Genomic DNA, 25,660 nt, shown 5'->3' on the forward strand with positions numbered 1-25,660 from the left:
CCATCCCACGTGGCCTTGTCATGGCCGGGCTGGTCGTGGCCTTCACCGTTGCGCTGGCCGGATGCACCGGTGCCCCGCAGCCCGAGGCGGAGAAACCCGCCGAGCAAGTGACGGCGGACGCCTCGTCCGACGCACCGGAGGAATGCGCGGACGCGTTCCCTCACGCGATCGGCACGCCGAGCCTGGCCGAGGTCGAAGCGCTGCCCGCCGACTGGCCGGAGCCGCCCGCCGGCTCGACGCTCTGTCTGACGGCGAGCGCGCTCGGCGACGGGGGCTCGGAGTCGATCTCATACGCCACACCCGCGACGGCCGATGCCGTGCTCGCCTACTACGAGGATGCTCTGGGCGGCTACTCGGTTGCCCGCGAGACGTCGCCGACCGGAGGGGAGATGCTTGTGGGTGACGGTGGGGCGGTTTCGTTCCAGATTCGTCCCGGGGAGGGCAGCATCGTCATCGCGCTCGTGTCGACGGGGTGATCGTGGGCGCGGGCGCGAAGCGCACCGTCACGTGCGTTCCGCGGCCCGGCACCGCCTCGACCCGCAGATCGGCATCGATGCTCGCGGCCCATTCGCGCATCGAGGTGACTCCGACCCCGACAGTCCGTTCGAGTGGCATGCCGACGCCGTCGTCGTGCACCTCGAGCGCCGCGGTCCCGTTCGCCCGCGTGAGCCGGACCTCGATCCGGGTGGCACGTGCGTGGCGCACCGCGTTGACCAGTGCCTCGGAGGCGATGAGCAGCAGCGCCCGGCGCGTGCGGGCGTCCACCGCCGACACTCCCGACGCGGCGTGCAGGCTTAGCCGAGGGCCCGCATCGTCGAACCGCGCGAGGAGGTCGGCCAGCCCATCGGCCAGCTCGGCCTCCACCGGGTCGAGGACATGTCCTTTGGCCAGGCCGATCAGCGCGCGTTCTCGCTCGCGGAGCTGCTCCTCGACGCGGCGCAGCATGTGTCCTGCCTCGCCAGCCTTCCCCTGGGCGAGGAGATTGGATGCCGCGGCGATGCTGTACCCGGCGCCGGCGAGTGCTGGTCCCATGCCGTCATGCAGTTCGCGACGCAGCACCCGGCGCTGCTCATGCTGCGCATCGACGAGCTCGACTCGCGCGCGCTTGGCTCGCACGCCCGCCTCCGCCAGCTGGATGACCGCGGTGATCAGGCCTGCGATCCCCTCCAGCGCGGCCCGTTCCTCCGGCCGTACGGCGGCGCCGTCCGGCGGTGCCAGCCGCACCACGCCGGCGCTTTCGACGCCCAGAGGGATGACGGTCGCCCGGCCCGTCATGCGCCCCGACCTCTGGGGCTCGACGAGTGGAGAGCCGGGATCGATCTCGACGCCGTCGAATCCGAGCGACCTGCGGAGCGCACCCGCCAGTGCTCGAAGCCCCTCCGGACCGGAATCGAACCCGCCGAGGCTGTCGCCGAGCACGGTCGCCAAGCCCGACGGGTCGTGCGTCGTGCCAAAGACGAGCAGGTCGATCCTTCGACGCACGATGGTGTGCACGGGGTGCAGGCCCACCGCGATGACGGCCGCGACGAGGAACACCGAGAACGTTCCGCCGTCGCCACCTGCGAGCGCGAGTAGCGAGGTCGCGAGGTGGTACGCCAGGACGGCCAGCACGGCCACAATGGCGGTGACAAGCACCCGGCTCACGGCAACGTCGACGCCCCGGAGCCGTCTATCCAGGCCCATCACGAGCACGGCGGCCGGGTAGAAGATCTGTCCCACGACGGGGGCGACCATCCCGAACTGCCAGACCGTCTCGGGGATCGTCATGGATTCCGGAAGCACCGTGGCCACGTATGACAGCGTGAGGAACACGTGACCGAGGGTGAGCCATCCGAGCGGTCGACGTGATCCGCGCGCGCTGCCCGCATACCGATTGATCAGGATGCCGGCAGCGGCGACGGAGATGACGAGGGTGGTTGTCGTCGTCACGGCATACGCCGCAACGACGAAGGACTGGTACTGGGGCCACGGCAGCGCGAGCGGATTGGACGGAGTCGGCGCGGTCTGGTGCGTGATCGAGAGGAAGGTCGCCAGCATCGCGCAGATGCATGTCATCGGGATGAGCACACGCCCGAGAGAGCCTGGTCCGCGTCTCAGCAGCAGGAGCGGCACGATCGCGGTGAGGAAGGTGCCGGGCACGAAGCCCCATCCGGCCGTGTATGCGAGAAGACCCCACAATGGCAGCCCAGGAACCTGCTCGCCGAGGAGCCCGTACTGCACGCCGAACGCCGCCAGTCCCGAGCCGACGGCATGGGCGGCGAGAATGACGGCGACCGGCTGCGGGCGGCGCAGGATCAGCACTGTGGCGACGGGCGCGTAGATCAGCGCGACCACGACGCCGATGTCGTCAAACCGGGATTGCACCTGCGCGGGCGCCTGTGACAAGAAAATGCCGGGAAGCGGCTCGGCGGGCAGCCGGAACACCCAGGACAGCACGACCGATGCTGCGGCCAGCCCCCACGACACGATGACCACCGAGACGGCGACGATCCAGCGCCGGCGAGTCGCGTTCGCGGCGACGCCGGCACGGGCGGGCGCGACGATCACGACGGCACCACCAGGTCGACGGCCACCGCACCAGGCCCCCAGGCGACCGGTCGGACACTGGCACCGGCATCCCGTGCCCTTTCCATGAGCCGCTGCCCGATCCGCTCCCCTGAGTGGCCCGAGCCAGCGATGCTCATCTCGATCCGCGTCAGCCCGCTTGCAGCGGTCACTCTCACGCGAATGTGGTCGACGGCGCGGTCTCTGCGCGCGGCGAGCACGGCGTCGGCGATGAGATGGTAAGCCAGCGCCATCCCCGACGAACTGGGTTCTCCCGCCGACTCGGCCACGTCGATGGCGATATGGGGACGATCGAACCGGCGGGCGAGTTCGGCCAATGCGCCCGGGGCATCGCCGGCGTCGAGCGACCCAGGGAGGAGCGTGCGCGCGAGATCTCTCACCTCGCGCGTGACATCGCTGAGCGACTGCGCCGCGTCCTCCAGGAGGCTGCCCGCGTCACCAGGGCGCTCGTCGGCAAGGGCCTCCGCGCGCATCACCTGCTGCCGCGCCGAACGTACACCCGCCCCCACGCCGTCCTCGAGCTCGGAACGCACCAGGCGCCGCTCCTGCACCGCCACATCGAGCACTTGGGCCCGGGCCTTGTCGATCTCGCGGTTCACGTCGGCCAGACGCACTGCCAGGCCGAGCATCCCCGCGATCGACCGCAGCACGCGCGCAGTTCGGCGGTCCACCCGTCCGCCGGCGGCGCCGGCCACCGACAAGGTTCCCGAGGGACCGTCGGGCCCGGGTAAGGGGATCCTCAGCGCTCTGGTCGTGGCGACTCGCGGGCCCGCCGTCGCGGCGACGCCGTCCGGCTGTCCGCTCACGATCTCGACCGCGACGAGTCGAAGTGATTCGCGCAGCGCGCGGGCGATGCGGTCCAGCACGTCGACTTCCGGTGCCTCGACGTCTTCACCGGAGGACGAGAGCTCGCGCCCGAGCGCCTGAAGCAGGGCTTGCGGCTCAGCAGACCGTCCGTAGGCGAGCTGGTCGACCGCCCGCTGCACCCACCGGCGCGCGGGCTCGATTGCCAGTGCCAAGCCGGCGACCGCGAACATGCCGGCGGTCGTCGGCGTCACCGGGGCGAGTTCGGCCACTGCGGTGACGATCGCGACGAACGCGACCACGAGCGACAGTACAAGCAGCACCCAGAAGACGACACGCGCCAGTGAAACATCCACAGGCGCACCCTCTCGCGTGAGCCCCGTCAGCAGCAGCACGGCGGCCAGCAGGATGACTGCTGCGGGAAGGATGGTCGCGGTCAGCGCCGTCAACGCGTCGGGAATCCCGATGTCGGCATAGCCGGGCACTGCGGCCAGCAGCACCGACCACTGTGCCACGACGAGCCAGCCCGCGGCGTCACGCCGCGAGCCCTCGCCTGTCCACCACGCGTGGATGAGCGCGACCCCCCCGGCGAGCGCCGCCCCCACCCATACGATCGCCGCAGTGGTCACCATGCCCGGCCACACGCCGTCCAGGAGCAGGTCTACCAGCGTCGTCGACCAGAAGAGCAGGGATGCTGCCACGCCGCCGGCGAGCAAGCTGCGCCTAGGCGAGACCACGCCGATGCCCAGCACGCTCACGACGATCAGCGCTCCCGGCATCCATGCGGTTCCCATCACCACGGCTGCCGCACCCAAGCCTGAGGTCGCATCCTGGTCTGCCACGAGCACCGTGATGCCGCACCCGACAGCCGCTACTGCGCACACGAGGCCGACGACGTCCATGCGCCGGCGCAGCAGCAAGGCCGCGGTGGCGCCCAGCGCGAGCGCGCCGCTGACGAGCGACACCGGCAGACGGGATGCGTCAGGGGTCGCAGTGACGAGCAAGAGGGTGCCCGTGACGGCGGCCAGCGCGGCCGTCACAAGGACGATCACACCGAGGGCAGCAGAGATGCGTTGAGGCGCCGTGGAGTTCAGCGCAGGCGCTCCCGGCCCGCGGTCCCGATCCGTCATGGGTCCTCCGCAGTGAACCAGTGTGTCGTGCGCCGGGCCCGAAATCCAGGGATCGGTGTCCCGAACACTCGGGTCACGGGGACCTCACGCGCGGGATGCCGGGACTTCTAGCGTTGGACGGGTTGAGCGAGATCGGACCGAGGAGGAACGGTGGCGAAGCGCAGCGGGACTTTCCGAGTACGCCGAGCCCGCGTCGCGATCGCCATCGCGGCCGCAGCCACCGCCGCCCTGGGGGGATGCACGTCGGCGGCACTGTGCGGATGAACCACGCGGCCAGTACGTTGGGCGACAGGAACCCCGCGAGCCGACGCGCCGGAAAGGACACGCGATGACGGATGCCGAGCCCGGTGCGATCCGCGTGCTCATAGTCGATGACCACCCCGTGTTCGCGTTCGGCCTCGCCAGCTACCTCGCATCGATCGACGGATTCGACGTTGTCGGCAGAGCCGGATCGGAGGACGATGCCGTCGAGGCAACGGCATCCCTCCGACCGGATGTCGTGCTCATGGACCTCGACCTCGGCACGGGCTCGGGCATCGAGGCGACGCGCCGCATCGTCCGCGCCAACCCCGAGGTCGGGGTGCTCATCGTGACCATGCTCGGCGACGATGACTCCGTGTTCGCCTCCCTCCGCGCCGGTGCCCGCGGCTACATCCTCAAGGGCGCCGCGCCGACCGAGGTCGAACGGGCGGTGCGCGCCGTCGCCGACGGCGACGTGTTGCTAGCGGCTGACGTCGCACGCCGCGCGGTGGCCCTGCTCAGCGGCGCGCGCACGGCGGGCCCCGTCGTGTTCCCCGAACTGACCGACCGTGAGAGGGAGGTGCTCGATCTCGTCGCCCGCGGCTATGACAACTCCGCGATCGCACGCCGCCTCGTTCTGTCGTCCAAGACGATCCGCAACTACCTCTCCGGCATCCTGAGCAAACTCGGAGTGGCCGACCGCAGCGCCCTGATCGTCCGGGCGCGCGAAAGCGGCCTCGGGCAAGACGATACGGACGGGATTCCAAGCGGCACTGCGGCAGCAGGTTGAGTGCCTTGGAAGGCAACTCTTCCTCGAATCTGGAGGGACATGTTCCCTGGGGAAACCCCCAGTGGTCCACGGTTGTGCGGAGACGGAGGATCGTTTCGGTCTCGTCTGCGTCTGCGTCCAGCCGTGGGCAAGATGCCCACGGGCGGTCCTCTGGCTCGCCTCATCGACGAGACGTTGCACGAAACAGCAGTCGTAGCTCAACCGTTGCCGACTGTTGCCACGATGAAATGGAAAAATCCCTGATGATCAGGGATTTTTCTGGCGGTGACGGTGGGATTTGAACCCACGGTAGGGGGTTACCCTACACAACTTTTCGAGAGTTGCACCTTCGGCCGCTCGGACACGTCACCGTCGTCCAGTTTACGACACACGGGCGGATGCCGCGAATCGGCGCAGGCTCTCCCTCTGGCGGTGCGGGACCAGCGGCTCACGCGTCGAGGAACGGCTGGTGGTGATACCCGGTCGGATCCAGCACGGCGACGGTCGACTCGGGCACCTCGAGGAACACCCCGGGCAGGTCGTTGAGTGGCTCCGACACGACGACCTGGGCGTGATCGCCGAAGAGCGACAGCCGCTGCGCATCGGGGTACATCGTCCGCAGCGTCGGCACATCGGCCGAGTGGAAGAGCGTGCGCGAGCGCCCCTGCGACGAGTAGCGGAACGCCCAGAGCGTCTCGCCGTCCGACACGGCGATCGTCCCCTGCATCGGGAACTGCACGCCGGCGGCGTGGCCCGCCTCTTCGACCCGGCGGATCGCGGCGCCGACCGCCGTGACCGGGTCGTCGGCGAGACCGAACGAGAGCGCGAGGTGGAAGAGCATCTCGGTGTCGGTCGTCCCCTGGATCGACGGATACAGCGCCGGGTCCACAGCGAGCGCGAGCTCGCGCTTGATCGTGCTGAACTGCGAGATCGCCCCGTTGTGCATGAACAGCCAGTTGTCGTGGCGGAAGGGGTGACAATTCGTCTGCTGGATCGGCGGCCCCGCGGCCGCGCGCACGTGCGCGAAGAAGAGCGGACTGACGACCGCCCGGCTGATCTCTCGCAGATTCTGGTCGTTCCACGCCGGCTCGATGCTGCGGAACACGAACGGATGCCGCGACCCCGCGGCCGTGCCCACGCCCTCAGAGGCTCCGCCCGTCCCGGCGGCGGCGCCGGGAGAGGGCGTGGCGACCGTCGGATCCTCCCCTCCGGCGGGGTACCAGCCGAAGCCGAAGCCGTCGCCGTTGACCGTCTCGGCGCCCAACGGCGAATTCTGCGACATGGCGACGACCGAGTGCTTCGCATCGAGGATCAGGGCGGCCGGCTGCAACGGCTCTCCCGTGTATGCCAGCCAGCGGCACATGGCAACTCCTGTCCGTCGTGGTCGCAGCGCGCGGGGGCGCTGCCGCCATGGTAGGGCCGGGGCGTGCGGACCGCATCCCTTCCGCACGCGGTATCCGCAGCATCCGTCGCCCTGCGAGACTTGCTGCATGGCCGTCATCGAGAACTCGAAAGTCACCATCGTCGGCGCCGGCAGCGTCGGCTCGAGCACGGCGTACGCGGCGCTCATCCGCGGCTCCGCACGCCACGTCGCCCTCTACGACATCGCGACCGCACGCGTCGAGGCCGAAGTGCTCGACCTCGCTCACGGCACGCAGTTCACCGGATCGAGCGACATCACCGGCGGCAGCGACCTGTCGGTCGTCGAGGGCTCGCACGTCGTCGTGATCACGGCCGGCGCGAAACAGGATCCCGGCCAGACCCGGATCGAGCTCGCCGGCGTCAACGCCGGGATCATGAAGAAGATGATGCCGCAGCTTCTCGAGGCGGCCCCCGACGCCATCTACGTCATCGTCACCAACCCCTGCGACGTCCTCACGGTGCTCGCGCAGGACGACACCGGCCTGCCGCCCGAGCGCATCTTCGCGTCGGGCACGGTGCTCGACACGTCGCGCCTGCGGTGGAAGCTCGCCGAACGCGCCGGCGTGTCGACCGGCAGCGTCCACGCGTACATCGTCGGCGAGCACGGCGACACCGAGTTCCCGCTGTGGTCGAAGGCCACCATCGGCACGGTTCCGATCCTCGAGTGGGTGACGCCCCGCGGCGACCGCATGACCGTCGAGGAGCTCGACCAGATCGCCATCGACGTGCGCGACGCCGCCTACAAGGTCATCCAGGGCAAAGGCGCCACGAACTACGCGATCGGCCTGTCGAGCGCGCGCATCGTCGAAGCGATCCTGCGCGACGAGCACGCGGTGATGCCGGTCTCACCGGTGCTGCGCGACTTCCACGGCGTCGACGGCGTCGCCCTGTCGGTGCCGTCGGTGGTCAGCGCCGCCGGCGCCGTGCCGGTGCGCGAGACGCGGTTCGATGCTCGTGAGCTCGACCTCTTCCACCGCTCCGCCACGGCCCTGCGCCAGGTCGCCGACTCGCTGCGCAGCTGACGCCGGATCGCCCACCGCGTCGCGCGCTCCGTCGGACGTACGGGCGGAGCGCTCGGCCCGCCGGGTATCAGCCGGCCCTCGCGCCGCTCCTCCTCTTCGACGGAACGTCCGAGCGCGGGCAGCACGTCGGCGCACGTTCCGTCCACACGGAAGGAGCGCACGATGCCCTCGACATCCCTCACCGACTATCAGGTGCTCAGCGACGGCAACTTCACCCTGCGCGGAGTCCCGGTGACCGGCGAGCCGCAGGAGAAGACCCTCGCATTCGCCGTGCCGGACGACATGCACATCAGCACGGCACTCGCACGCCGGCCCCTCCTCGCGTTCAAGGTCCGGCCGTTCCAGGACTCCACCCTCGATGTGATCTTCGACGGCGAGAACATCCTCTCCACGAGCTTCGACACGAGTCACACCAGAACGTACTGGGAGGCGGTCGATCTGTCGGGGCCGCTGAAGCAGCATCCCAGCACGGTCTCGATCAGGTTCCTGGTCTTGAACGGCCGAGCTCGATTCGGCGACGTGGTCATGTGGTACCAGATCAATCGATGATGACGGATGCCTCGACCCGAGGCATCCGTCGCGGGCGATGTCGCTCCCCCGCCGTACAGTGAAGCCATGGCCGCAGCCCGACGCCCGACGCAGACCGCGCCCTATCGCTGCACCGAGTGCGGCTGGACCACGATCAAATGGGTCGGGCGCTGCGGCGAGTGCCAGCAGTGGGGAACGGTGGTCGAGGCCGCCGAGCAGACGGGCATCACGCGCTCGGTGACTCCGGTGTCGCCGGGCGCGGCGCGCGCGGCGCGGCCCATCACGCACATCGACACCACCGATGCCCCCCGGCGCACGACCGGCGTCGGCGAGTTCGACCGGGTGCTCGGGGGCGGGCTGGTGGCGGGCGCCGCGATCCTGCTGTCGGGCGAGCCGGGCGTCGGCAAGTCCACGCTGCTGCTCGAGGTCGCGGCGCAGGCCGCGCGCGCGGGGCGGCGCGTGCTGTACGCCAGCGCCGAGGAGTCCACCGCCCAGGTGCGCCTGCGCGCCGAGCGCACCGGCGCGCTGCACGACGAGTTGTACCTCGCGAGCGAGACCGACCTCGCCACGATCCTCGGGCATGTCGACGAGGTCTCGCCCGACCTCCTCATCGTCGATTCGGTGCAGACCGTGTCGTCGGCGATGTCGGAAGGCATGGCGGGGCATCCGTCGCAGGTGCGCGAGGTCGCGGCGACGCTCATCCGCGTCGCGAAGGATCGCGGGCTCCCCACGATCATCGTGGGCCACGTCACGAAGGACGGGTCGATCGCCGGCCCGCGCATCCTCGAGCACCTGGTCGACGTCGTGTGCCAGTTCGAGGGCGACCGGCAGACGTCGCTGCGGTTCGTGCGGGCGCTCAAGAACCGCTTCGGCCCGACCGACGAGGTCGGATGCTTCGACATGACAGGCGCCGGCATCGCCGAAGTCCCCGACCCCAGCGCGCTCTTCCTCGGGCACGGCAGCAGCGAGCCCGGCACCTGCGTGTCGATCGCGCTCGAAGGCCGCCGCGCGATGCCCGTCGAGGTGCAGGCGCTCACGATCGACACGAAGGCGCCCAACCCGCGGCGCATCGTCAACGGCGTCGACGCGGCCCGCGTCGCCACCGTCCTCGCGGTGCTCGAGAAGCGCGCGGGTGTCACGACGTCCGACAAGGACGTCTACGTGTCGACCGTCGGCGGCGTGCGGTTCACCGAGCCCGCCGCCGACCTCGCGATCGCACTCGCGGTCGCGGGCGCCGTGAAAGGCTGGTCGATCCCGCGCCACATCGCCGCCGTGGGCGAGCTCAGCCTCGCCGGCGAGGTGCGTCCCGTGACGCAGGCCGCGCAGCGCCGCGCCGAGGCGGCGCGGCTCGGCTACCGCGACCTCATCGACGACCGCTCCGGGCGCCTGCGCGGCGCCCTCGGCGACGTGCAGGCCCGCGCGAAGGGCGCGCCGGGCGATGACGTGCCCGAGTTCTGACGAAGCAGGAACACCCGGCGCGGTCAGAACGGCGAGACGATGAACACCTCGTGCCCGCGGCACGCCTCGGGCACGTAGCCGGCATCGGCGGACGCGAAGCCGCCGCCGAGCGAGATCGGGTCACCGTCGCGGTAGTCGTCGCCCCGCCACGTGAGCACGCCGTCCGCGAACGACGCATCACCCGCGGGGAAGCTCGGCACGGCCTCGACGCCCTGGCCGTGCACCACGCGCACGCAGTCGCCCTCGGGGCGCAGCGTGCCCTCGAGCAGCGCGTCCATCCCGGCGTCCACGCGGGGGTGCACGGCGAGCGGACCCGACGTCGGCACGCCGCCCAGCGGACCCGGAGCCGTGCAGGCCGCGAGCGTCATCACCAGCCCGATGCCGACGACCACCGACGCGATGACCGTCCGGGCAGTTCGCATTCGGCCGTCTCCGTCAGCGCCCGCGCGGGCGGCGGCGCTGCCGTGGGGCGGCGAGGCCCAGGGCGATCGGGATCACGAGACCGGCGGCGCAGACGATACCCACCACGACGTATTCCACCCCGCGAGCGTACGACACAGTCGGGACATTCCGCGCGGTCGGGTTCCGTGTGGCGCGAACGGATGCCTCGCACCGGAGCATCGGCGTACGCTCCGGGCGCCGGGTCGTCGCCGTCCGAGAACCCCGCGAAGACGCGTCGAGGCGCGGCGAGCCCGCCGACGCGTCAGGCGTCGAGCACGGCGATGAGATCGGACGGCGACGCCTGCATCGGGTGGGGACCGGCGATGTCGAAGAACACCGTGGTGATCTCGTTCTCGTGCGCGCCGAGGAATGCCCGCAGCCACGCCGGCGACTGCAGTGCGACGCCCGGCGGCAGGGTTGCGGGCTTGTGGGCGGCATCGCTGAACAGCAGCAGCGCGACGTCACCGGTCTTCGGGTCGCGATAGGTCCAGACCTCGCCGACGTCGAGCGGGTTATCGCGGTCGCCGGGCCGCATCAGCGGCACCACCGTCGGTCCGTGCCGGAGCGCGAACGCGACCGCCGCCATGTCCTGCGTCTGCAGCGCGTCGGTGAGCTGCGTGTTGCGGAACTCGAGAGGCTCCTGCTTTTTCGCGCGCTTCTTTCCCGCCATCCCTCCAGGTTAAGGGGCAACTCGGCGCGAGTTCGTCGAGAGGCGTCACACGTGCGCGTCGAGCGGTGTCCGCATGTCGAGAGAGATCGAGGAGATCGAGGAGATCTTCATGAGCAGCAGCAGCGGACGCCCTAGGCGAGGAAGCCTCGCAGCAGGGCCTCCGAGCCGGCGAGGTGGTCGAGCACGGCCGCTTGTGCGGCATCCGGCCTGCCCGCGAGGATCGCCGTCACGATCCGCTCGTGCTGCGCGTTCGAGTGGTCGATGTTGCGCGGCAGCAGCGGGAACGTGTCGAGCCACTCGTTCACGCGCGCCCGGTTCTCCGCGGCGAGCGCGACGAGCGACGGGATGCCCGAGAGCTCGGCGATCGTCAGGTGCAGCAGCGTGTCGAGCCGGCGGTAATCGGCTTCGGATGCCGCGGCCGCCGCCTCGTACCGCGCCCACAGCTCGTCGCGCGCGGCCGCATCGAGCGTGCGTCCGGCTGCGGCTCGCGCGGCGCCGCCCTCGAGCACGCGGCGAAGGCCGAGCACGTCTTCGAGATCGGAGGCGTCGACCTCGCCCGGATGCGGCGGCTCGGGCAGCGGATCGGCGACGAAGGTGCCGCCGTACCGGCCGCGGCGTCGCACGAGGTAGCCGGTGTCGGCGAGCTCGCGGATGGCTTCGCGTACGGTGTCGCGGCTCACCGCGTAGAGCACTGCGAGCTCCCGCTCGGACGGCAGCGACTCCCCCGGTGCGACGACCCCGAGCCGGATGGTCTGCACGAGCCGCGCGACGGTGTCTTCGAGCGCGTTCCCCTCGCGCACCGGCCGGTACACGGCCTTGCGCACCTCGTGCAGCGGTGCGTCGGTCATAGCGGAGTCACATAGGCGTTGGTGATGCCGCCGTCGACGACGAACGCGGTCGCGGTGATGAACGAGGCGTCGTCCGACGCGAGGAAGGCCACGGCCGCGGCGAGCTCCTCGGGCTCGGCGAACCGGCCCATCGGCACATGCACCAGGCGGCGCTGCGCGCGCTCCGGGTCTTTCGCGAACAGCTCCTGCAGCAGCGGCGTGTTGACCGGTCCCGGGCACAGCGCGTTGACGCGGATGCCCTGCCGTGCGAACTGCACGCCGAGCTCGCGGGTCATCGCGAGCACGCCGCCCTTCGAGGCCGTGTACGAGATCTGCGACGTCGCCGAGCCCAGCAGCGCCACGAACGACGCGGTGTTGATGATCGAGCCCCTGCCGGCCGGCACCATGTGGCGCAGCGCCGCCCGCGAGCACAGGTACACGCTCTTGAGGTTGACGTTCTGCACACGGTCCCACGCCGGCAGCTCGGTCGTCTCGATCGAGTCGTCGTCGGCGGGCGAGATCCCGGCGTTGTTGAAGGCGATGTCGATGCGGCCGAGGTCGGCGGCGACCCCGTCGAACACGTCGTCGACCTGCGCCGCGTCGGCGACGTCCACGCGGCGGAACACACCGCCGACCTCGGCGGCGGCGGCCTCGCCGGTCGCCGGGTCGAGGTCGGCGATCACGACGCGCGCCCCCTCGGCGGCGAAGCGGCGTGCCGTGGCCAGGCCGATGCCGGACGCGCCGCCCGTGATGACCGCGACCCGGTCCTTCAGTCGTTGCGTGAGGTCGATCGTCATCCGGCTCTCCATTCGTTCACAGGCGTTCGTCTCGCTTCGCTCGCTCAGCGGGCGGGGTCGGCATCCGTCGCGAAGAAGACGTTCTTCGTCTCGGTGAAGTGCTCGGCGGCGTCCGGCCCGAGCTCGCGTCCGAGTCCGGAGGCCTTCATGCCGCCGAACGGCGTCCAGTACCGCACCGACGAGTGCGAGTTCACCGACAGCACCCCGCTCTTGACTCCCCGCGCCACCCGCACCGCGCGGCCGAGGTTCTCGGTCCAGATCGACCCGGCGAGCCCGTAGATCGTGTCGTTCGCGAGCCGGATCGCGTCGGCCTCGTCGTCGAAGGGCAGCACGGCCACGACGGGTCCGAACACCTCCTCGCGTGCGATCCGGTCGCCGCGATCTGCCAGCACCACGGTCGGCGCGAGCCAGAAGCCGCCGCCCAGCGCCGGATCGCCGGCGAGCGGCGCCGACCCGCGGAACGCCACGTTCGCCCCGTCGAGGAACTCCTCGACGGTCGACCGGTGGGATGCCGAGATCAGCGGTCCCATCTCGGTCGCCTCGTCTGCGGGGTCGCCCACTCGCCAGGCCTGCACCGCGGGCTCGAGCAGTTCGAGGAACCGGTCGTACACAGACCGCTGCACGAGGATGCGGCTGCGCGCGCAGCAGTCCTGCCCGGCGTTGTCGAACACGGCGCCCGGCGCCGAGGCCGCCGCCTTCTCGAGGTCGGCGTCGGCGAACACGACGTTCGCGCTCTTTCCGCCGAGCTCGAGCGTGACGGGCTTGAGTTCGCGCGCGCAGCCGGCTGCGACATCCGTGCCCACCGACGTCGACCCGGTGAACACGACCTTGCGCACGTCCGGGTGCGACACGAATCGCTGGCCCACGACCGAGCCCGACCCGGTGATCACCTGGAAGAGCCCGGGAGGAAGCCCGGCTTCGAGCGCCAGCTCGCCGAGCCGCAGCGCGGTCAGCGGTGTGAGCTCGGCGGGCTTGAGCACGACGGCGTTGCCCGCGGCGAGCGCCGGGGCGAAGCCCCACGACGCGATCGTCATCGGGAAGTTCCACGGCACGATGATGCCGACGACGCCGTACGGCTCGTGGATCGTGACGTCGAGGCCGCCGGCCACCGGGATCTGCTGCCCGCTCAGCCGCTCCGGCGCCCCCGCGTAGAAGTTCAGCACCTGGGCGACGTGCGACGCCTCCCACCGCGCGGACCCGATCGGATGCCCCGACTCCGCCACTTCGAGCTGTGCGAGCTCTTCCACCCGGGCCTCGACCGCGCGCGCGAACGCGCGCAGCGCGTCGGCCCGCGCGACCGGCGGGAGGGCCGCCCACGATCGCTGGGCGGCGACTGCTCGCGCGACGGCGTCGTCGACCTCGGCGACGCCGGCGCGCGCGACCTCGCCGACCGGCTGCGCCGTCGCCGGGTTGATCAGGGTGAACGTCGAGGTCATGCCGTCACCTGCTCGTTCGTCGGTGCGGCGCGTTTCGACTCGCTTCGCTCGCTCAACGACCGAGAACTCTCCGGTCGTCGCGCGAGCGAAGCGAGACGAGACGTCTCGGAGTACGCGGATGCCTCGGCCACGAGGCCCGCGAAGAGCCGGCGGTCCTCGCGGTTCTCCTCGGGGTGCCACTGCACGCCGACCACGTACCCGTCGCCGTCGGACTCGAACGCCTGCACGAGTCCGTCGTCGGTGCGCGCCGTGACGACGAGGCCCTCGCCGAGCCGGTCGATGCCCTGGTGGTGGTAGCTGTGCACGTCGAATGCTCCCGGCCCCAGGAGGTCCGCCAGGCGTGAACCCTCGTCGACGACGACCTCGTTCTCGGCGAACACGCCGCCGCCGATGCGGTAGCGCTCGGTGCCGAGCGCCTCCGGCAGGTGCTGGTGGAGCGTGCCGCCCCGCGCGACGTTCACGAGCTGGAGTCCGCGGCAGATCGCGAGGACCGGCATCCGTCGCTCCTCCGCGCCGCGGAACAGGGCGAGCTCCCACTCGTCGCGATCGGGGCGCGCAGGATCGGTGAGCGGATGCCGCGGCGCGCCGTACTGCGCCGGATCGACGTCGAGCCCGCCGGTGAGGATGAGTCCGTCGAGGCCGTCGAGCACGGCCGATGCGGCCACCTCGGGATCGGGCTGGGGCGGCAGCAGCACCGCGATGCCGCCGGACGCCGTGACCGAGTCGAAGTACTGCTGCGGCAGGAACGCGGCGCGCACGTCCCACACGCCCTGCTTCGCCTGCTCCAGGTACGTCGTCAGGCCGATGACGGGGCGGCGTTTCGTCTCGTCGCTGTGCTCCTCGCTCGACGAAACGTGCGAAGCGCCGTCAGAGCCGCTCGAAACCACGGACTCTCTCCCAATCGGTCACGGCGGCGTCGAAGGCCTCGACCTCGATGCGCGCCTGGTTCAGGTAGTGCTCGACCATGTCGTCGCCGAAGGCGGCGCGCGCGATCGCCGACTCGTCGAAGAGCCGGGCGGCTTCGCGCAGCGTCGTCGGCAGGTGGTCGACGCCGGAGGTGTACGCGTTGCCCTCGAGGCGGTCGGGCAGTGGCAGCTCGTGCTCGATGCCGTGCAGCCCGCCGGCGATGATCGCGGCGATGCCGAGGTACGGGTTCACGTCGCCGCCGGGCACCCGGTTCTCGACGCGCAGCGACGGGCCGCGCCCGATCACCCGCAGTGCGCACGTGCGGTTGTCGAGTCCCCACGCGATCCCGGTCGGGGCGAAGGAGCCCTTCGCGAAGCGCTTGTAGGAGTTGATCGTGGGCGCGTACAGCAGCGTGAACTCGCGCAACGTGGCGAGGATGCCGGCGATCCAGTGCTCCATGAGCGGGCTGAAGCCGTGCGGCCCGTCGCCGGCCATGACCGGCTCGCCGTCGTCGCTGCGCACCGACAGGTGGATGTGACAGCTGTTGCCCTCGCGCTCGTTGAACTTCGCCATGAACGTCAGCGACTTGCCGTGGTGGCCCGCGATCGTCTTGGCGCCGGCCTTGTAGATGACATGCTGGTCGGCCGTCTCGAGCGCCTCGGCGTAGCGGAACGCGATCTCCTGCTGGCCGAGATTGCACTCGCCCTTGACGCCCTCGGTGTAGAAGCCGGCGCCGTCCATCGACACGCGGATGTCGCGCAGCAGCGGCTCGAGGCGTCCCGATGCGAGCAGGTCGTAGTCGACGTTGTAGTCGGTCGACGGCGTGAGTCCGCGGTAGCCCTGGGCCCAGGCATCCCGGTACGTGTCGTCGAAGACGATGAACTCGAGCTCGGTGCCGGCGAAGGGCACGAGTCCGCGGTCGGCGAGTCGAGCGCGCTGGCGGTTCAGGATGTCGCGCGGCGACTGCGCGACCGGATCGCCGTTCTCCCACGTGAGGTCGGCCATCACCAGAGCCGACCCGGGATGCCACGGCACCAGACGGAGCGTCGCCGGGTCGGGACGCAGCATCATGTCGCCGTAGCCGGTCTCCCAGCTCGACATGGCGTAGCCCTCGACGGTGTTCATGTCGACGTCGACCGAGAGCAGGTAGTTGCAGGCCTCGGCACCGTGGGGCAGCACCTCCTCCTGGAAGAGGCGGGCCGAGACGCGCTTGCCGACGAGCCGGCCCTGCGCATCGGCGAAAGCCACGATGACCGTGTCGATCTCGCCGGCGGCGATCGCCGCGTCGAGCTGCTCGACCGAGAGGTTGCCCGGCATCCGTCCTCCTGGTGTCACTCGGTCTTCAGAATCGTGAGCGCGGTTCCCCCCGAACCGCGCTCACGGGATCACTCTAACCAGAAAATCCTGCGCAAAGGTAGACAGGACCCACCAATAGGCACCACAATCGCCCAAGACGCACCGTCGCGCCACACCCGAGTGCACGTCCGTATCCGAAGCCACGGAGGACCGATGTCCCAAACGAGCAGTGCAGCACCCACGCCGGATCCCACCTCACGGGCGTCGAGCGCAAGCTCCGCCAAGGTCGCCGGAGCGACCTATACACGCGCCGGCCAGGGCTACTTCGAGAAGCGCGGACTGAAGCGCTCGGCGGGAGTATGGGGCCTGTGGGGACTCGCCGTCGCCGCCGTCATCTCGGGTGACTTCTCGGGCTGGAACTTCGGTATCGACTTCGCGGGATTCGGCGGCATGCTCATCGCCTTCGTGATCCTCGTGGCGATGTACTACGGCATGATCTTCTCGATCGGCGAGATGGCCGCGGCGATGCCGCACACCGGGGGTGCGTACTCGTTCGCCCGCTCGGCGATGGGGCCTTGGGGCGGCCTCATCACCGGCGCGGCCGAGACGATCGAGTACGTCGCGACCACCGCGGTCATCGTCTTCTTCTCGGCGTCGTATGCCGACGCGATCACGACCGAGCTGCTCGGAGTGTCGCTGCCCGGATGGGTGTGGTGGATCATCCTCTACGCCGTCTTCATCGCGCTCAACGCCGCCGGAGCGAACATCTCGTTCAAGTTCGCGATCGTCGTCTCGGTGATCTCGATCGGGATCATCCTGGTGTTCTCGGCGATGGCGCTCTTCTCGGGCGCGTTCCAGTGGGCGAACCTGTGGGACATCGTGCCCGACCCGGGACAGACGGAGTTCCTGCCGCACGGCGTCCTGCCGATCCTGTTCGCCCTGCCGTTCGCGATGTGGTTCTTCCTCGGCATCGAGGAGCTGCCGCTGGCGGCGGAGGAGTCGCACGACCCCGTGCGCGATATCCCCCGTGCCGGGTTCTGGGCGCGCGGCACGCTCATCGTCACAGGCCTGCTGGTGCTGTTCCTCAACACCGGCGTGCTCGGCGCCGAGGCGACCGGGGTCGCGGCCGAGCCGCTGCTGGACGGCTTCCGCGCGATCGTCGGCGACGGCGTGGCCGCCGTGCTCGCGCTGTTCGCGCTGGTGGGGCTGCTCGCCTCGCTGCAGGGCATCATGTTCGCCTACGGCCGCAACATGTACTCGCTCTCGCGTGCCGGGTACTACCCGCAGTTCCTGTCGCTCACCGGCCGGCGCAAGACGCCGTGGGTGGCCCTCGTCGTGGGCGCGGTGATCGGCTTCGTCGCGCTGCTGATCATCGAGTTCACAGGCGGGTCGGGCAGCGTCGCGGGGGCGATCGTGCTCAACATCGCGGTGTGGGGCGCGGTGCTCGCGTACTTCCTGCAGATGGTGTCGTTCATCATCCTGCGCAAGAAGCTGCCGCACGTGGACCGCCCGTACCGCAGCCCGTGGGGCATCACCGGGGCGGTCATCGCCGCCGCGATCGCCCTGCTCATCTTCGTCGGCTTCCTGCTGAACCCGACGTTCCTCCCTGCCATCATCGCGATCGCGATCGTGTACGTCGTGCTGCTGGTCGGCTTCGCGCTCGTGTTCCGGCACCGGCTCGTGCTCTCGCCGGAAGAGGAATACGCCCTCTCGGGCGGCGTGCATGGCGATCCGCAGGAAGAGGGGTACGACGCGATGGAGACCGAGGTGTTCGGAGAAGACAAGTCCTGAGTGCGGGGGCAGCGAGGCCGAGGCGACGTTCTGGGGAGGCGTCTCGGCCTCGCTCTTGCACGCACGACCCCCTCGCGCCTGCCCGGGGGCGGCTCGAGAGGGCCCATGCTCACCGGGAGACTCGGAAAGACGCTCGCTGGGGCCGAGACAACTGTTGGGGACAGGCTTTCGAGTGCGCTCGCGGGAGCTGAGGCTCACGTTACGCCGAGCGCATCGTGCGCGTCTGTCCTCCCTTCGGGGGACACCGATGCCGTAGGCCCGGCTGTCTCAGGGGCCTGCTGGGCGGTCAGTAGAGCAGGAACTGCTTCGACTGCGCCGAGGTGATGCCGCCGATCTCCACCGACAGGTGGTACGAGGCCCCGCCGCCCGGAGCCTGCGGGCGGGTCTGATCCGCGCACGTGTCGACGGATGAGCGCGTGCGGTCCCACGTGAGCGGAGCCGCGCTCGACACGGTCTGCCCGGCACCGAGCAGCACGACCATGTCGCTCGGCTCGCTCTGGCAGTCGGTCGAGCGCCACCACACGTCGCTGCCGCTGGCCACCGTGAACGACTGGGCGCTGGTGCCCACGTTCAGGGTGCAGTCGCCGCCGTTGTTGGTGAGCTTGATGAAGAACTGCGGCGCCTCGTCGCCCGTGTACGAGTCCTGGCTGGTGACGGCCTCGACGGCGATGTCGCTCGCGACGCACGGCTGCGCCGTCGGAGTCGGCGACGGCGTCTCGGTCGTCGTCCCTTCGACGACCGAGCCCTCGACCGCGCCGGTCGAAGCCGGGTCCGGCGCACCCCCCGACGGCACGGGCAGCGAGTCGGCCGTGCTCTGCGACTGCGGCTTGTCGTCAGCGGGCGGCTCGGTCGCCGAGCCGGCCCAGGGCTGCGCGATGAGCAGCCACACCACGCCCGCGATCACGAGCACCCCGATCAGCAGCGCGAGGCGCCGTCGGCGGTACACCGCCGGGGAGTGGCGTCGTCGGACGGGCGTGCCGGTCATGAGAAAAGGGTAGGCCCCGGCATCCGTCCTCGCCGGTCGGCGCGCCCGGCCGACCTGGTACGACCTGCGGCGCCCTCGTCAGAGGTGCTTGAGCATGCGCGTGTTGCCGAGCGTGTTCGGCTTGACGTGCGCGAGGTCGAGGAACTCGGCGACGCCCTCGTCGGGCGAGCGGATCAGCTGCGAGTAGACGTCGGGATCGACCACCTGCTCGCCGATCTGCGAGAAGCCGCGGCGCGTGAAGAAGTCGACCTCGAACGTGAGGCAGAACAGGCGCGAGAGCCCGAGCGTGCGGGCGTTGTCTTCGAGCGCCTCGACGATCCCGCGACCCACGCCGTGGTGCAGCCAGCCGTCCACCACGATCAGCGTGCGGATCTCGCCGAGGTCCTCCCACATCACGTGGAGGGCACCGCAGCCGATGAGCGCGCCGGCCGCGTCCTCCGCGACCACGAACTGCTGCGTCGCCTCGTAGAGCACGACGAGGTCCTTGCCGAGCAGGATCCGTCGCTGCACGAACGGCTCGAGCATCGCCTGGATGCCACGGATGTCGCGCGTACGCGCCGGCCGGACGGTGAACTCTGCCACCCGTCCAGCGTAGAGCCCCCCGGGGTCCCTCCGACGAGAGTCAGAGCTCGGTGCGCCTGCCCATGAACACCGAGTCGGGTCCGCGCTCGAGCTCGACGAAACCGAGGCGCGAGTACAGGGCGATTGCGCGAGCGTTGTTGCTACCCACATCGAGGTGAACGCCGGGGATGCCTCGGCGCGAGAGGTCTACGAGCAGGTCACGGATGAGTCGGGAGCCGAGGCCCTTTCCCCGCACGCGAGGCAACATGTCGATGTGCAGATGCGCGGGGTACTCCGCGACGACACGTGACGAAGCTGCGGGCGGGGCGTGGATGAGGTCGACCACTTCCTGATCCACCACCGCGCGACCGACGGCTGCTCGCGGATAGTCTGCCCGCAGACCAGGCCACCACGACGACTCGCACCATGCCGTGAACGCGGCGGTATCGGTCGCGCAAAGCAGATACCCAGCGACGCCGAGTTCGTCCACCACCACGACCGAGCGCGTCTCCGGCGCCACGACGTACGGGCCGGCGTAGACGTGGCCAAGCAGCTCCCGCGTTCGAGGTTCAGCCTCTGCGACCGTGCCGAGTTCGTCGCAGATGGCGTACACCGCAGGGAGGTCGTCGAGACGGGCGGGGCGTACGCGCATACGTTGAGGATAATCACGAGCCGCTCCGCGGACGAGTGATGCCTCCTGCCGCACCTAGTGGTCTAGCCACTGGCTCATCCGACGAGAACGAGGTGGTCCGATCATCAGTCCGCTTCGCTCCGGAGAGCGACTCGGATGGAGCCGTGGTCTTGCGGCTTCTGCCCGAACGGCGTTGTGACGCGATCGTGATGAAGTGGTCTAGTCGACGATTGCAAAGTGGATCAGCATCGGTTCTACTCATTGCCGTGATCCCCACGTCGAAGGCGACGACCCGCGAGCTCCTGCGGGGTCGGTTGCGCGAGCTCGTCAGCGATTCGCACGCCGGCACGCGTCTGCCGGGCGAGCGCGAACTCGCCGCAGAGTGGGGCGTCGCGCGTATGACGCTTCGTGCAGCCATCGATTCGCTAGTCACCGAAGGGCTCCTGGAACGGCGGCACGGGTCCGGCACATTCGTCGCGTTCCGCCCGGTTCTCCGCATGCTCGGGCTGACCTCCTTCTCGCAGGACATGCGTTCACGCGGCCTCATTCCGTCATCGCGCGTGCTCGAGTTCCGCAGCATCGAGGCCGACACCGCCTTGGCCGAGCGGCTGCAGATCCCGGGCGGATCGCGGGTCTTCTCATTCAGCCGACTGCGGCTCGGCAGCGGCGAGCCCATGGCCATCGAGAACGTGCGCATACCCGAGTCGTACGCGCCGCGACTCACCGCCGCCGATCTCGAAGGCTCGCTGTATGAGGTTCTCGCCTCGCGCTACAAGATCGTCGCGAACGCGGCCAGCGTGCTCATCGAGCCGACGCTCGCCGATGAGCGTTCCCGGGCACTTCTCGAGATCGACGAGGATCAAGCCTGTCTGCGTCTGCGCATGGTCGATGCCGATCGAACCGGCCGCATCGTCATGCTCGCCTCGTGCCTGTACCGGGGCGACAAGTACCAGCTGCGCGCCGATGTCACGGGCAGCGCGGCAGGATTCGGCCGAGGACAGGTGTCGCCATGAGCACCATCGGAGAAGCCGTTCTGGTCGTCGACGGCGGTCAGTCCGCGGTTCGAGTGCGCCACTCGAGCGGAGTCGCCGCAGACGCACCCGGCGTCAGCTGGGGCGGTGCCGACACCGTCGCCGCCACGGCCGATGCTGTGCTCTCGGCGTGGCGATCGGCCGGTTCCCCGCTCACGCGGATCGCCGTCCTCGGATTGACGACGGTTCCGGAGGACGTGGGCGAACGCGACCGGCTCGCCCAGCTCATCGCCGCGACGATGGGGGCGGAACGCCTCCTGATCTGCGACGACGGCGTCACCAGTCATGCCGGCGCACTCGGTGGCGGATGGGGGATCGTCCTCGCCGTCGGCACCGGCGTCGCCTGCGTCGCACGGCCTCGCACCGGAGGCGCGAAGTTCATCGGCGGCCACGGATTCATGCTCGGCGATGAGGGAGGTGCCTTCTGGATCGGGCGAGCCGGCCTGGCAGCGGCCCTGCGGGCAGCCGACGGGCGTGGCATCCCGACCCGATTGCAGTTGTCGACAGCCGAAGCCTTCGGAGACGTCCACGGGCTGCATATCCGCATCCACGCCGACCCCCGCGCGGTGGACCGCATCGCGCGGTTCGCGCCAGCCGTTATTCATGCGGCGCGGGAAGGAGATCCTGTGGCACGCGAGATCCTCGACACCGCGCTCGTCGAGCTGACGGCATGTGTCCGAGCGGGATGGGCCGCTGCCGGTCGCGAACCCGGGAGCCCGCTGGCAGTGGTGGGCCGGCTCGCCGAAGAGCTCCGCCCCGAGCTCGAGGACACGCTTCGCGGACTCGCCGGTCTAGTCGACCTTCGAGCAGCGCTCGGCGGAGGGCTCGACGGCGCAGAGCGGCTCGCCTTCGAAGCATCGGCGTACGGCGATGCTGTACACGTCTGGGCGAAAGGCTGACAATGACAGAGAACGACATCGGACCCGGGCGCCGGTATCTCGCCGAGGTCGCGCGGCTGATCCAGCTCGTCGCAGATGAGGAGTGGGAGAACATCGCCGCTGCGGCTCGGGCGGTATCGACCGCGCTCGTCGCAGGCCGCGGCATCCACGCATTCGGGTCAGGGCACTCGCACCTGCTCGCTGAAGAGATGTACTACCGCGCGGGCGGGCTGGCCGACGTCCGGCCCATCCTTTTCGAAGGGCTCATGCTCCACGCGGATGCCGCCCTCAGCACGAGCCTCGAACGGCTCTCGGGGCTTGCCGCGGTCCTGCTCGACGGTCACAACGTCGCGGCCGGCGACGTTCTCCTCGTCTTCTCGAACTCGGGTCGCAATCCTGTCGCTGTCGAACTGGCGACGGAGGCGAGGAACAGAGGGCTCACGGTCATCGCCGTCACGAGCCGACGCCACTCCGCGTCGACGGCACCTCGCGGTGGCGATCGGCGCCTGCTGGACGTGGCCGACATCGTGATCGACAACGGCGGCGCACCGGGCGACGCCGCGGTCCAGATCCCCGGGCTCGACCGTGCCGTGGCACCGACGTCGACGGCCGTCGGCGCATCTATCGTCAACACGATCGTCGCCGAGGCCGTGGCGCTCGCCGTCAGTGAGGGAGTCGTGCCCCGCGTGTACGCGAGTAGCAACATCGACGAGGGCGACGCGATCAACGCGCTGCTGATGGAGCGGCGCGGATGACCGGCCCACGATTCGGCGTCGGCAAGACCGGTGAACCTGCCTTCGCGGAGCGCGGCATCGTCGAGGGATTCTACGGCCGCCCCTGGACGCACGAGCAGCGCCTCGACATGATCCGGTTCATCGGCGCGCGCGGGATGAACCGGTTCGTGTACGCGCCGAAAGACGACCCGCTCATGCGCCGCGAGTGGGCGACCGAATACGACACGGCAGACCGTGCGCGCATCGAAGAACTCGTCACGACGTGCGGCGAGCACGGCGTCGAGTTCGTGTACTGCATCTCGCCGGGGCTCAGCATCCGGTACTCGAGTGCCGACGATACGGCGGCGCTCGTGGCGAAGCTCGCCTGCGTGAGTGCACTCGGCGTACGCCGGTTCGGCCTGCTCCTGGACGACATTCCCGCCAGGCTGCAGCACGATCAGGACGTCGCGCGATTCCGGAGTCTGGCACAAGCGCAGAGCGACCTCGCGAACACCGTGAACGAACGCCTGCGCAACATCGATGACCACGCCAGCCTCGTCGTCTGCCCGACCGAATACTGGGGCTACGGCGACGAGGCATACATCTCAGAACTCGGCGCTGCGCTAGCGCCCGACATCGACCTCTTCTGGACCGGGCGGGCGATCTGCTCCGCGACTCTCGATGCCGCCGACGCTGAGACCTTTGCCCGCGCGACGGGGCGTCAGCCGCTGTATTGGGACAATTACCCCGTCAACGACGTCGCTATGGGCCACGAGTTGCACATCGGGCCGTACCGCGGCCGCTCGGCGGTCCTCGACACCGTTTCCCGCGGAGTCATCGCGAACGGGATGGCACTGTTCGAATCGTCCAAGATCGCGTTCGCGACCATCGCCGACTATCTGTGGTCGCCGCGGAACTACGACCCGGAGGAGAGCTGGACCGTCGCCCTGCGCGACGTCGTGGGCGAGGCTGATGTTCACGCCTACCGCGACTTCGCCGAGAACGTGCGGTCGTCGTGCCTCAGTGCCGACGACGCGCCGCAAGTGACGCGCGCCCTCGAAGATCACGCGTTTGCGATGCTCAACGGCGATTCCGCTCGCGCGGCCGAAGCGATACTGCCGCTCGCCGCCCAGCTGCGCGCATCGTCAGACCATCTGATGAGTGGGCGCTGCCGCACCGCTGCGCTCCTGGCCGAGGCGCGCCCCTGGCTCGAGTCGTTCGAGCTCGGGGTCCGCGCACTCGAGCTCATCGGAACTCTGACAGCGACCGGGGAGATCTACGAGAAGGGGCCGTCCCTGCTCAGCCCGCTGCTGGCCGAGTTCCGCGCCCGGGGGCGGCGCGTCTTCGGTGACGTCCTCGACATGACCCTCGACGACCTCTGCGGCCACCCGGAGTGGGCTTCATGACCAAACCGAACGCGGCGTCAACCGCCGTACTTCGACCAGACCATACGCGAGAACAGGAGAAGTGAATGACCAGGAAGAGGATTGCTGCCGCGGCACTGGCGCTGGGCAGCGCAGCCGCTCTCGTGCTCACCGGCTGCGCCGGAGGCGCGGGAGCCGGCGATGACCAGACCCTTCGCATCGCGATGGGATCGCCGGGAGAGGCTCAGATCCGGGTCTGGGATGCCGTGGCCGAGCAGTTCGAAGAAGCCAACGAGGGCTGGACCGTCGAACTGAACTACCAGGACGACGATCTCTACCAGACGATCGGGCTCCCGAACCTGCTCAACGGTCGCAACGCTCCCGATATCTACTTCGAGTGGGTCGGCAACCGCCTGCTCCAGCGCGACCAGGACGGCTTCGCGGCGAATCTCACCGAGCAGGTCGAGAGCGGCGCGCTCGCCGGGGTCCTCGATCCCTCGCTGTACAACGCCGCAACCGTCGACGGCCGGATCCTCATGGTCCCCCACGTCGCTGACGTTTCGAACGTCCTCTGGTACAACACCGAGCTGCTCGCCGAGCACGGTGTAACACCGCCGCAGACATGGGAGGACCTGCTCGAGGCCTGCGACGCCCTCAACACGACGGGAGTCATCCCCATCGCGTCCGGCAACAAGGACCTGTGGGCAGCAGGCAACTGGCTCGGCCACCTCGTTTCACGCGTGGTGGGCGCGGATGTCTACGACGCGACCCTCGCAGGCGAGGCGAGTTTCGACACCCCAGAGTGGAAGCAAGCCTTCGGCTACATCGAGGAACTGCAGCAGCACGGCTGCGTCAACGAGTCGGTCAACGCGATCGACGACAACGAAGGCGCACAGCTGTTCTTCCAGGAGAAGGCTGCCATGCACGCGATCGGCTCCTGGCTCGTGAGCTGGGCGATCGATGAGGCGCCGGATCTCGACTTCGACTACGTCAACCTCCCGGCGATGCCCTCCGAGGTCGATCCGGGCAGCGTCGAGGGCGTCATCACCGGACACGTCGTGAACGCCGAGAGTTCGCCTGAGAAGATCGAGAAGGCCGCCGAGTTCCTCGCCATGCTCTACACCGCGGAGAACACCGAGGCGTTCATCGAGGCGGAGGCCGTTCCCCTCAGTGCGACGGCGTCGGAGTCCATCGACGAGCGCACGGTCCGACTCAACACGATGCTCGGCGAAGCGGATGTCGTCATCAGCCCCGCCGACACCGGCTACGACCTCGAGGTCGCCGACGCCTTCTACCGGGCACTCGCCGAAGTGCTCGGCGGCCGCACCTCTGCCGAGGACGCCGTGACGCGGCTGGCCGGACAGGTCGAGTGACGCCGGGCGGGGCGCTCCCGGT

Annotated in this window: 24 protein-coding genes and 1 tRNA gene; 11 read left to right on the top strand and 14 right to left on the bottom strand. The window is 69.9% G+C overall.

Annotation, left to right across the window (positions count from 1 at the left end):
- Positions 1-20 precede the first annotated feature (20 nt).
- Positions 21-476 carry a hypothetical protein gene (locus IM778_RS14940; RefSeq protein ID WP_194409612.1) on the top strand — a complete coding sequence of 152 codons (456 nt, stop codon included), beginning with the start codon at positions 21-23 and terminating at the stop codon, positions 474-476.
- Here the strand turns inward: IM778_RS14940 and IM778_RS14945 are convergent.
- Together IM778_RS14945 and IM778_RS14950 are read right to left on the bottom strand one after the other, a co-directional pair.
- Positions 451-2,547, bottom strand: coding sequence for a sensor histidine kinase (locus IM778_RS14945; RefSeq protein ID WP_194409613.1), 2,097 nt, complete (start codon positions 2,545-2,547; stop codon positions 451-453). The two genes, IM778_RS14940 and IM778_RS14945, sit on opposite strands and share 26 nt — an antisense overlap.
- Positions 2,544-4,409, bottom strand: a complete 1,866-nt coding sequence (locus IM778_RS14950) for a sensor histidine kinase (RefSeq protein WP_194409614.1) — start codon at positions 4,407-4,409, stop codon at positions 2,544-2,546. Before IM778_RS14950 ends, IM778_RS14945 begins: the two co-directional genes overlap by 4 nt.
- 418 nt (positions 4,410-4,827) lie before the next feature.
- On the opposite strand from IM778_RS14950, the gene IM778_RS14955 reads away from it, so the two are divergent.
- Positions 4,828-5,529: a response regulator transcription factor gene (locus IM778_RS14955; protein WP_194409615.1), complete on the top strand. Its 702-nt coding sequence runs from the start codon at positions 4,828-4,830 to the stop codon at positions 5,527-5,529.
- Positions 5,530-5,788: 259 nt separating this feature from the next.
- Here IM778_RS14955 and IM778_RS14960 read toward each other — a convergent pair.
- Together IM778_RS14960 and IM778_RS14965 are read right to left on the bottom strand one after the other, a co-directional pair.
- Positions 5,789-5,879, bottom strand: a tRNA-Ser gene (locus IM778_RS14960).
- 77 nt (positions 5,880-5,956) lie between these two features.
- Positions 5,957-6,871: a class II glutamine amidotransferase gene (locus tag IM778_RS14965; protein WP_194409616.1), complete on the bottom strand. Its 915-nt coding sequence runs from the start codon at positions 6,869-6,871 to the stop codon at positions 5,957-5,959.
- Between the two features lie 127 nt (positions 6,872-6,998).
- Here IM778_RS14965 and IM778_RS14970 point away from each other — a divergent pair, with 127 nt between their 5' ends.
- The 3 genes from IM778_RS14970 (at position 6,999) to radA (ending at position 9,938) form a co-directional block, all read left to right on the top strand.
- Complete coding sequence (locus IM778_RS14970; protein WP_194409617.1) at positions 6,999-7,952, top strand: L-lactate dehydrogenase; 954 nt, start codon at positions 6,999-7,001, stop codon at positions 7,950-7,952.
- 162 nt (positions 7,953-8,114) lie between these two features.
- The gene (locus IM778_RS14975; RefSeq protein ID WP_194409618.1) at positions 8,115-8,501 is read left to right on the top strand and encodes a hypothetical protein; all 387 of its coding nucleotides are present in this window, start codon (positions 8,115-8,117) and stop codon (positions 8,499-8,501) included.
- A gap of 66 nt (positions 8,502-8,567) precedes the next feature.
- The gene (gene radA / locus IM778_RS14980; protein ID WP_194409619.1) at positions 8,568-9,938 is read left to right on the top strand and encodes a DNA repair protein RadA; all 1,371 of its coding nucleotides are present in this window, start codon (positions 8,568-8,570) and stop codon (positions 9,936-9,938) included.
- A 23-nt stretch (positions 9,939-9,961) separates the two neighbouring features.
- Here the strand turns inward: radA and IM778_RS14985 are convergent, their stop codons facing one another.
- The 7 genes from IM778_RS14985 to IM778_RS15015 form a co-directional block, all read right to left on the bottom strand.
- Positions 9,962-10,360, bottom strand: coding sequence for a hypothetical protein (locus IM778_RS14985; RefSeq protein ID WP_194409620.1), 399 nt, complete (start codon positions 10,358-10,360; stop codon positions 9,962-9,964).
- 281 nt (positions 10,361-10,641) lie between these two features.
- Positions 10,642-11,049 carry a dehydrogenase gene (locus IM778_RS14990; RefSeq protein ID WP_194409621.1) on the bottom strand — a complete coding sequence of 136 codons (408 nt, stop codon included), beginning with the start codon at positions 11,047-11,049 and terminating at the stop codon, positions 10,642-10,644.
- Positions 11,050-11,180: 131 nt separating this feature from the next.
- The gene (locus tag IM778_RS14995; protein ID WP_194409622.1) at positions 11,181-11,897 is read right to left on the bottom strand and encodes a FadR/GntR family transcriptional regulator; all 717 of its coding nucleotides are present in this window, start codon (positions 11,895-11,897) and stop codon (positions 11,181-11,183) included.
- Positions 11,894-12,673 (bottom strand): 3-oxoacyl-ACP reductase, encoded by a 780-nt coding sequence (locus IM778_RS15000; RefSeq protein WP_194409623.1) that lies wholly within the window; start codon positions 12,671-12,673, stop codon positions 11,894-11,896. The genes IM778_RS14995 and IM778_RS15000 overlap by 4 nt, the downstream gene beginning before the upstream one ends.
- 44 nt (positions 12,674-12,717) lie before the next feature.
- Entirely contained in the window at positions 12,718-14,109 is a 1,392-nt protein-coding gene (locus IM778_RS15005) for an aldehyde dehydrogenase family protein (RefSeq protein ID WP_194409624.1), read from the bottom strand.
- Complete coding sequence (locus tag IM778_RS15010) at positions 14,106-14,915, bottom strand: gamma-glutamyl-gamma-aminobutyrate hydrolase family protein (RefSeq protein ID WP_228484853.1); 810 nt, start codon at positions 14,913-14,915, stop codon at positions 14,106-14,108. The genes IM778_RS15005 and IM778_RS15010 overlap by 4 nt, the downstream gene beginning before the upstream one ends.
- 61 nt (positions 14,916-14,976) lie before the next feature.
- Positions 14,977-16,332: a glutamine synthetase family protein gene (locus tag IM778_RS15015; protein WP_194409626.1), complete on the bottom strand. Its 1,356-nt coding sequence runs from the start codon at positions 16,330-16,332 to the stop codon at positions 14,977-14,979.
- Between the two features lie 192 nt (positions 16,333-16,524).
- Here IM778_RS15015 and IM778_RS15020 point away from each other — a divergent pair, with 192 nt between their 5' ends.
- On the top strand, positions 16,525-18,102 hold the full coding sequence (locus IM778_RS15020) for an amino acid permease (protein ID WP_194409627.1): 1,578 nt from the start codon (positions 16,525-16,527) through the stop codon (positions 18,100-18,102).
- A gap of 286 nt (positions 18,103-18,388) precedes the next feature.
- Here the strand turns inward: IM778_RS15020 and IM778_RS15025 are convergent, their stop codons facing one another.
- The 3 genes from IM778_RS15025 to IM778_RS15035 all read right to left on the bottom strand — a co-directional run bounded on the left by IM778_RS15025 (position 18,389) and on the right by IM778_RS15035 (position 20,300).
- Positions 18,389-19,087: a hypothetical protein gene (locus IM778_RS15025; RefSeq protein WP_194409628.1), complete on the bottom strand. Its 699-nt coding sequence runs from the start codon at positions 19,085-19,087 to the stop codon at positions 18,389-18,391.
- 78 nt (positions 19,088-19,165) lie between these two features.
- Positions 19,166-19,669: an amino-acid N-acetyltransferase gene (locus IM778_RS15030; RefSeq protein ID WP_194409629.1), complete on the bottom strand. Its 504-nt coding sequence runs from the start codon at positions 19,667-19,669 to the stop codon at positions 19,166-19,168.
- A gap of 40 nt (positions 19,670-19,709) precedes the next feature.
- Entirely contained in the window at positions 19,710-20,300 is a 591-nt protein-coding gene (locus IM778_RS15035) for a GNAT family N-acetyltransferase (protein WP_194409630.1), read from the bottom strand.
- Positions 20,301-20,443: 143 nt separating this feature from the next.
- Between IM778_RS15035 and IM778_RS15040 the strand changes: the two genes are divergently transcribed.
- The 5 genes from IM778_RS15040 to IM778_RS15060 all read left to right on the top strand — a co-directional run bounded on the left by IM778_RS15040 (position 20,444) and on the right by IM778_RS15060 (position 25,638).
- Positions 20,444-21,292 (top strand): GntR family transcriptional regulator, encoded by an 849-nt coding sequence (locus tag IM778_RS15040; RefSeq protein WP_228484587.1) that lies wholly within the window; start codon positions 20,444-20,446, stop codon positions 21,290-21,292.
- A complete protein-coding gene (locus tag IM778_RS15045; RefSeq protein ID WP_194409631.1) occupies positions 21,289-22,209 on the top strand; it encodes a BadF/BadG/BcrA/BcrD ATPase family protein in 921 nt (306 codons plus the stop codon). Before IM778_RS15040 ends, IM778_RS15045 begins: the two co-directional genes overlap by 4 nt.
- 2 nt (positions 22,210-22,211) lie before the next feature.
- Positions 22,212-22,943, top strand: coding sequence for an SIS domain-containing protein (locus IM778_RS15050; protein WP_194409632.1), 732 nt, complete (start codon positions 22,212-22,214; stop codon positions 22,941-22,943).
- Positions 22,940-24,307 carry a protein O-GlcNAcase gene (locus IM778_RS15055; RefSeq protein WP_194409633.1) on the top strand — a complete coding sequence of 456 codons (1,368 nt, stop codon included), beginning with the start codon at positions 22,940-22,942 and terminating at the stop codon, positions 24,305-24,307. Before IM778_RS15050 ends, IM778_RS15055 begins: the two co-directional genes overlap by 4 nt.
- A 65-nt stretch (positions 24,308-24,372) precedes the next feature.
- Positions 24,373-25,638, top strand: coding sequence for an ABC transporter substrate-binding protein (locus tag IM778_RS15060; RefSeq protein WP_194409634.1), 1,266 nt, complete (start codon positions 24,373-24,375; stop codon positions 25,636-25,638).
- Positions 25,639-25,660 lie beyond the last annotated feature (22 nt).

The sequence above is a fragment of the Microbacterium cremeum genome, from assembly GCF_015277855.1.
In the GTDB taxonomy this organism is placed as follows: Bacteria; Actinomycetota; Actinomycetes; order Actinomycetales; family Microbacteriaceae; genus Microbacterium; species Microbacterium cremeum.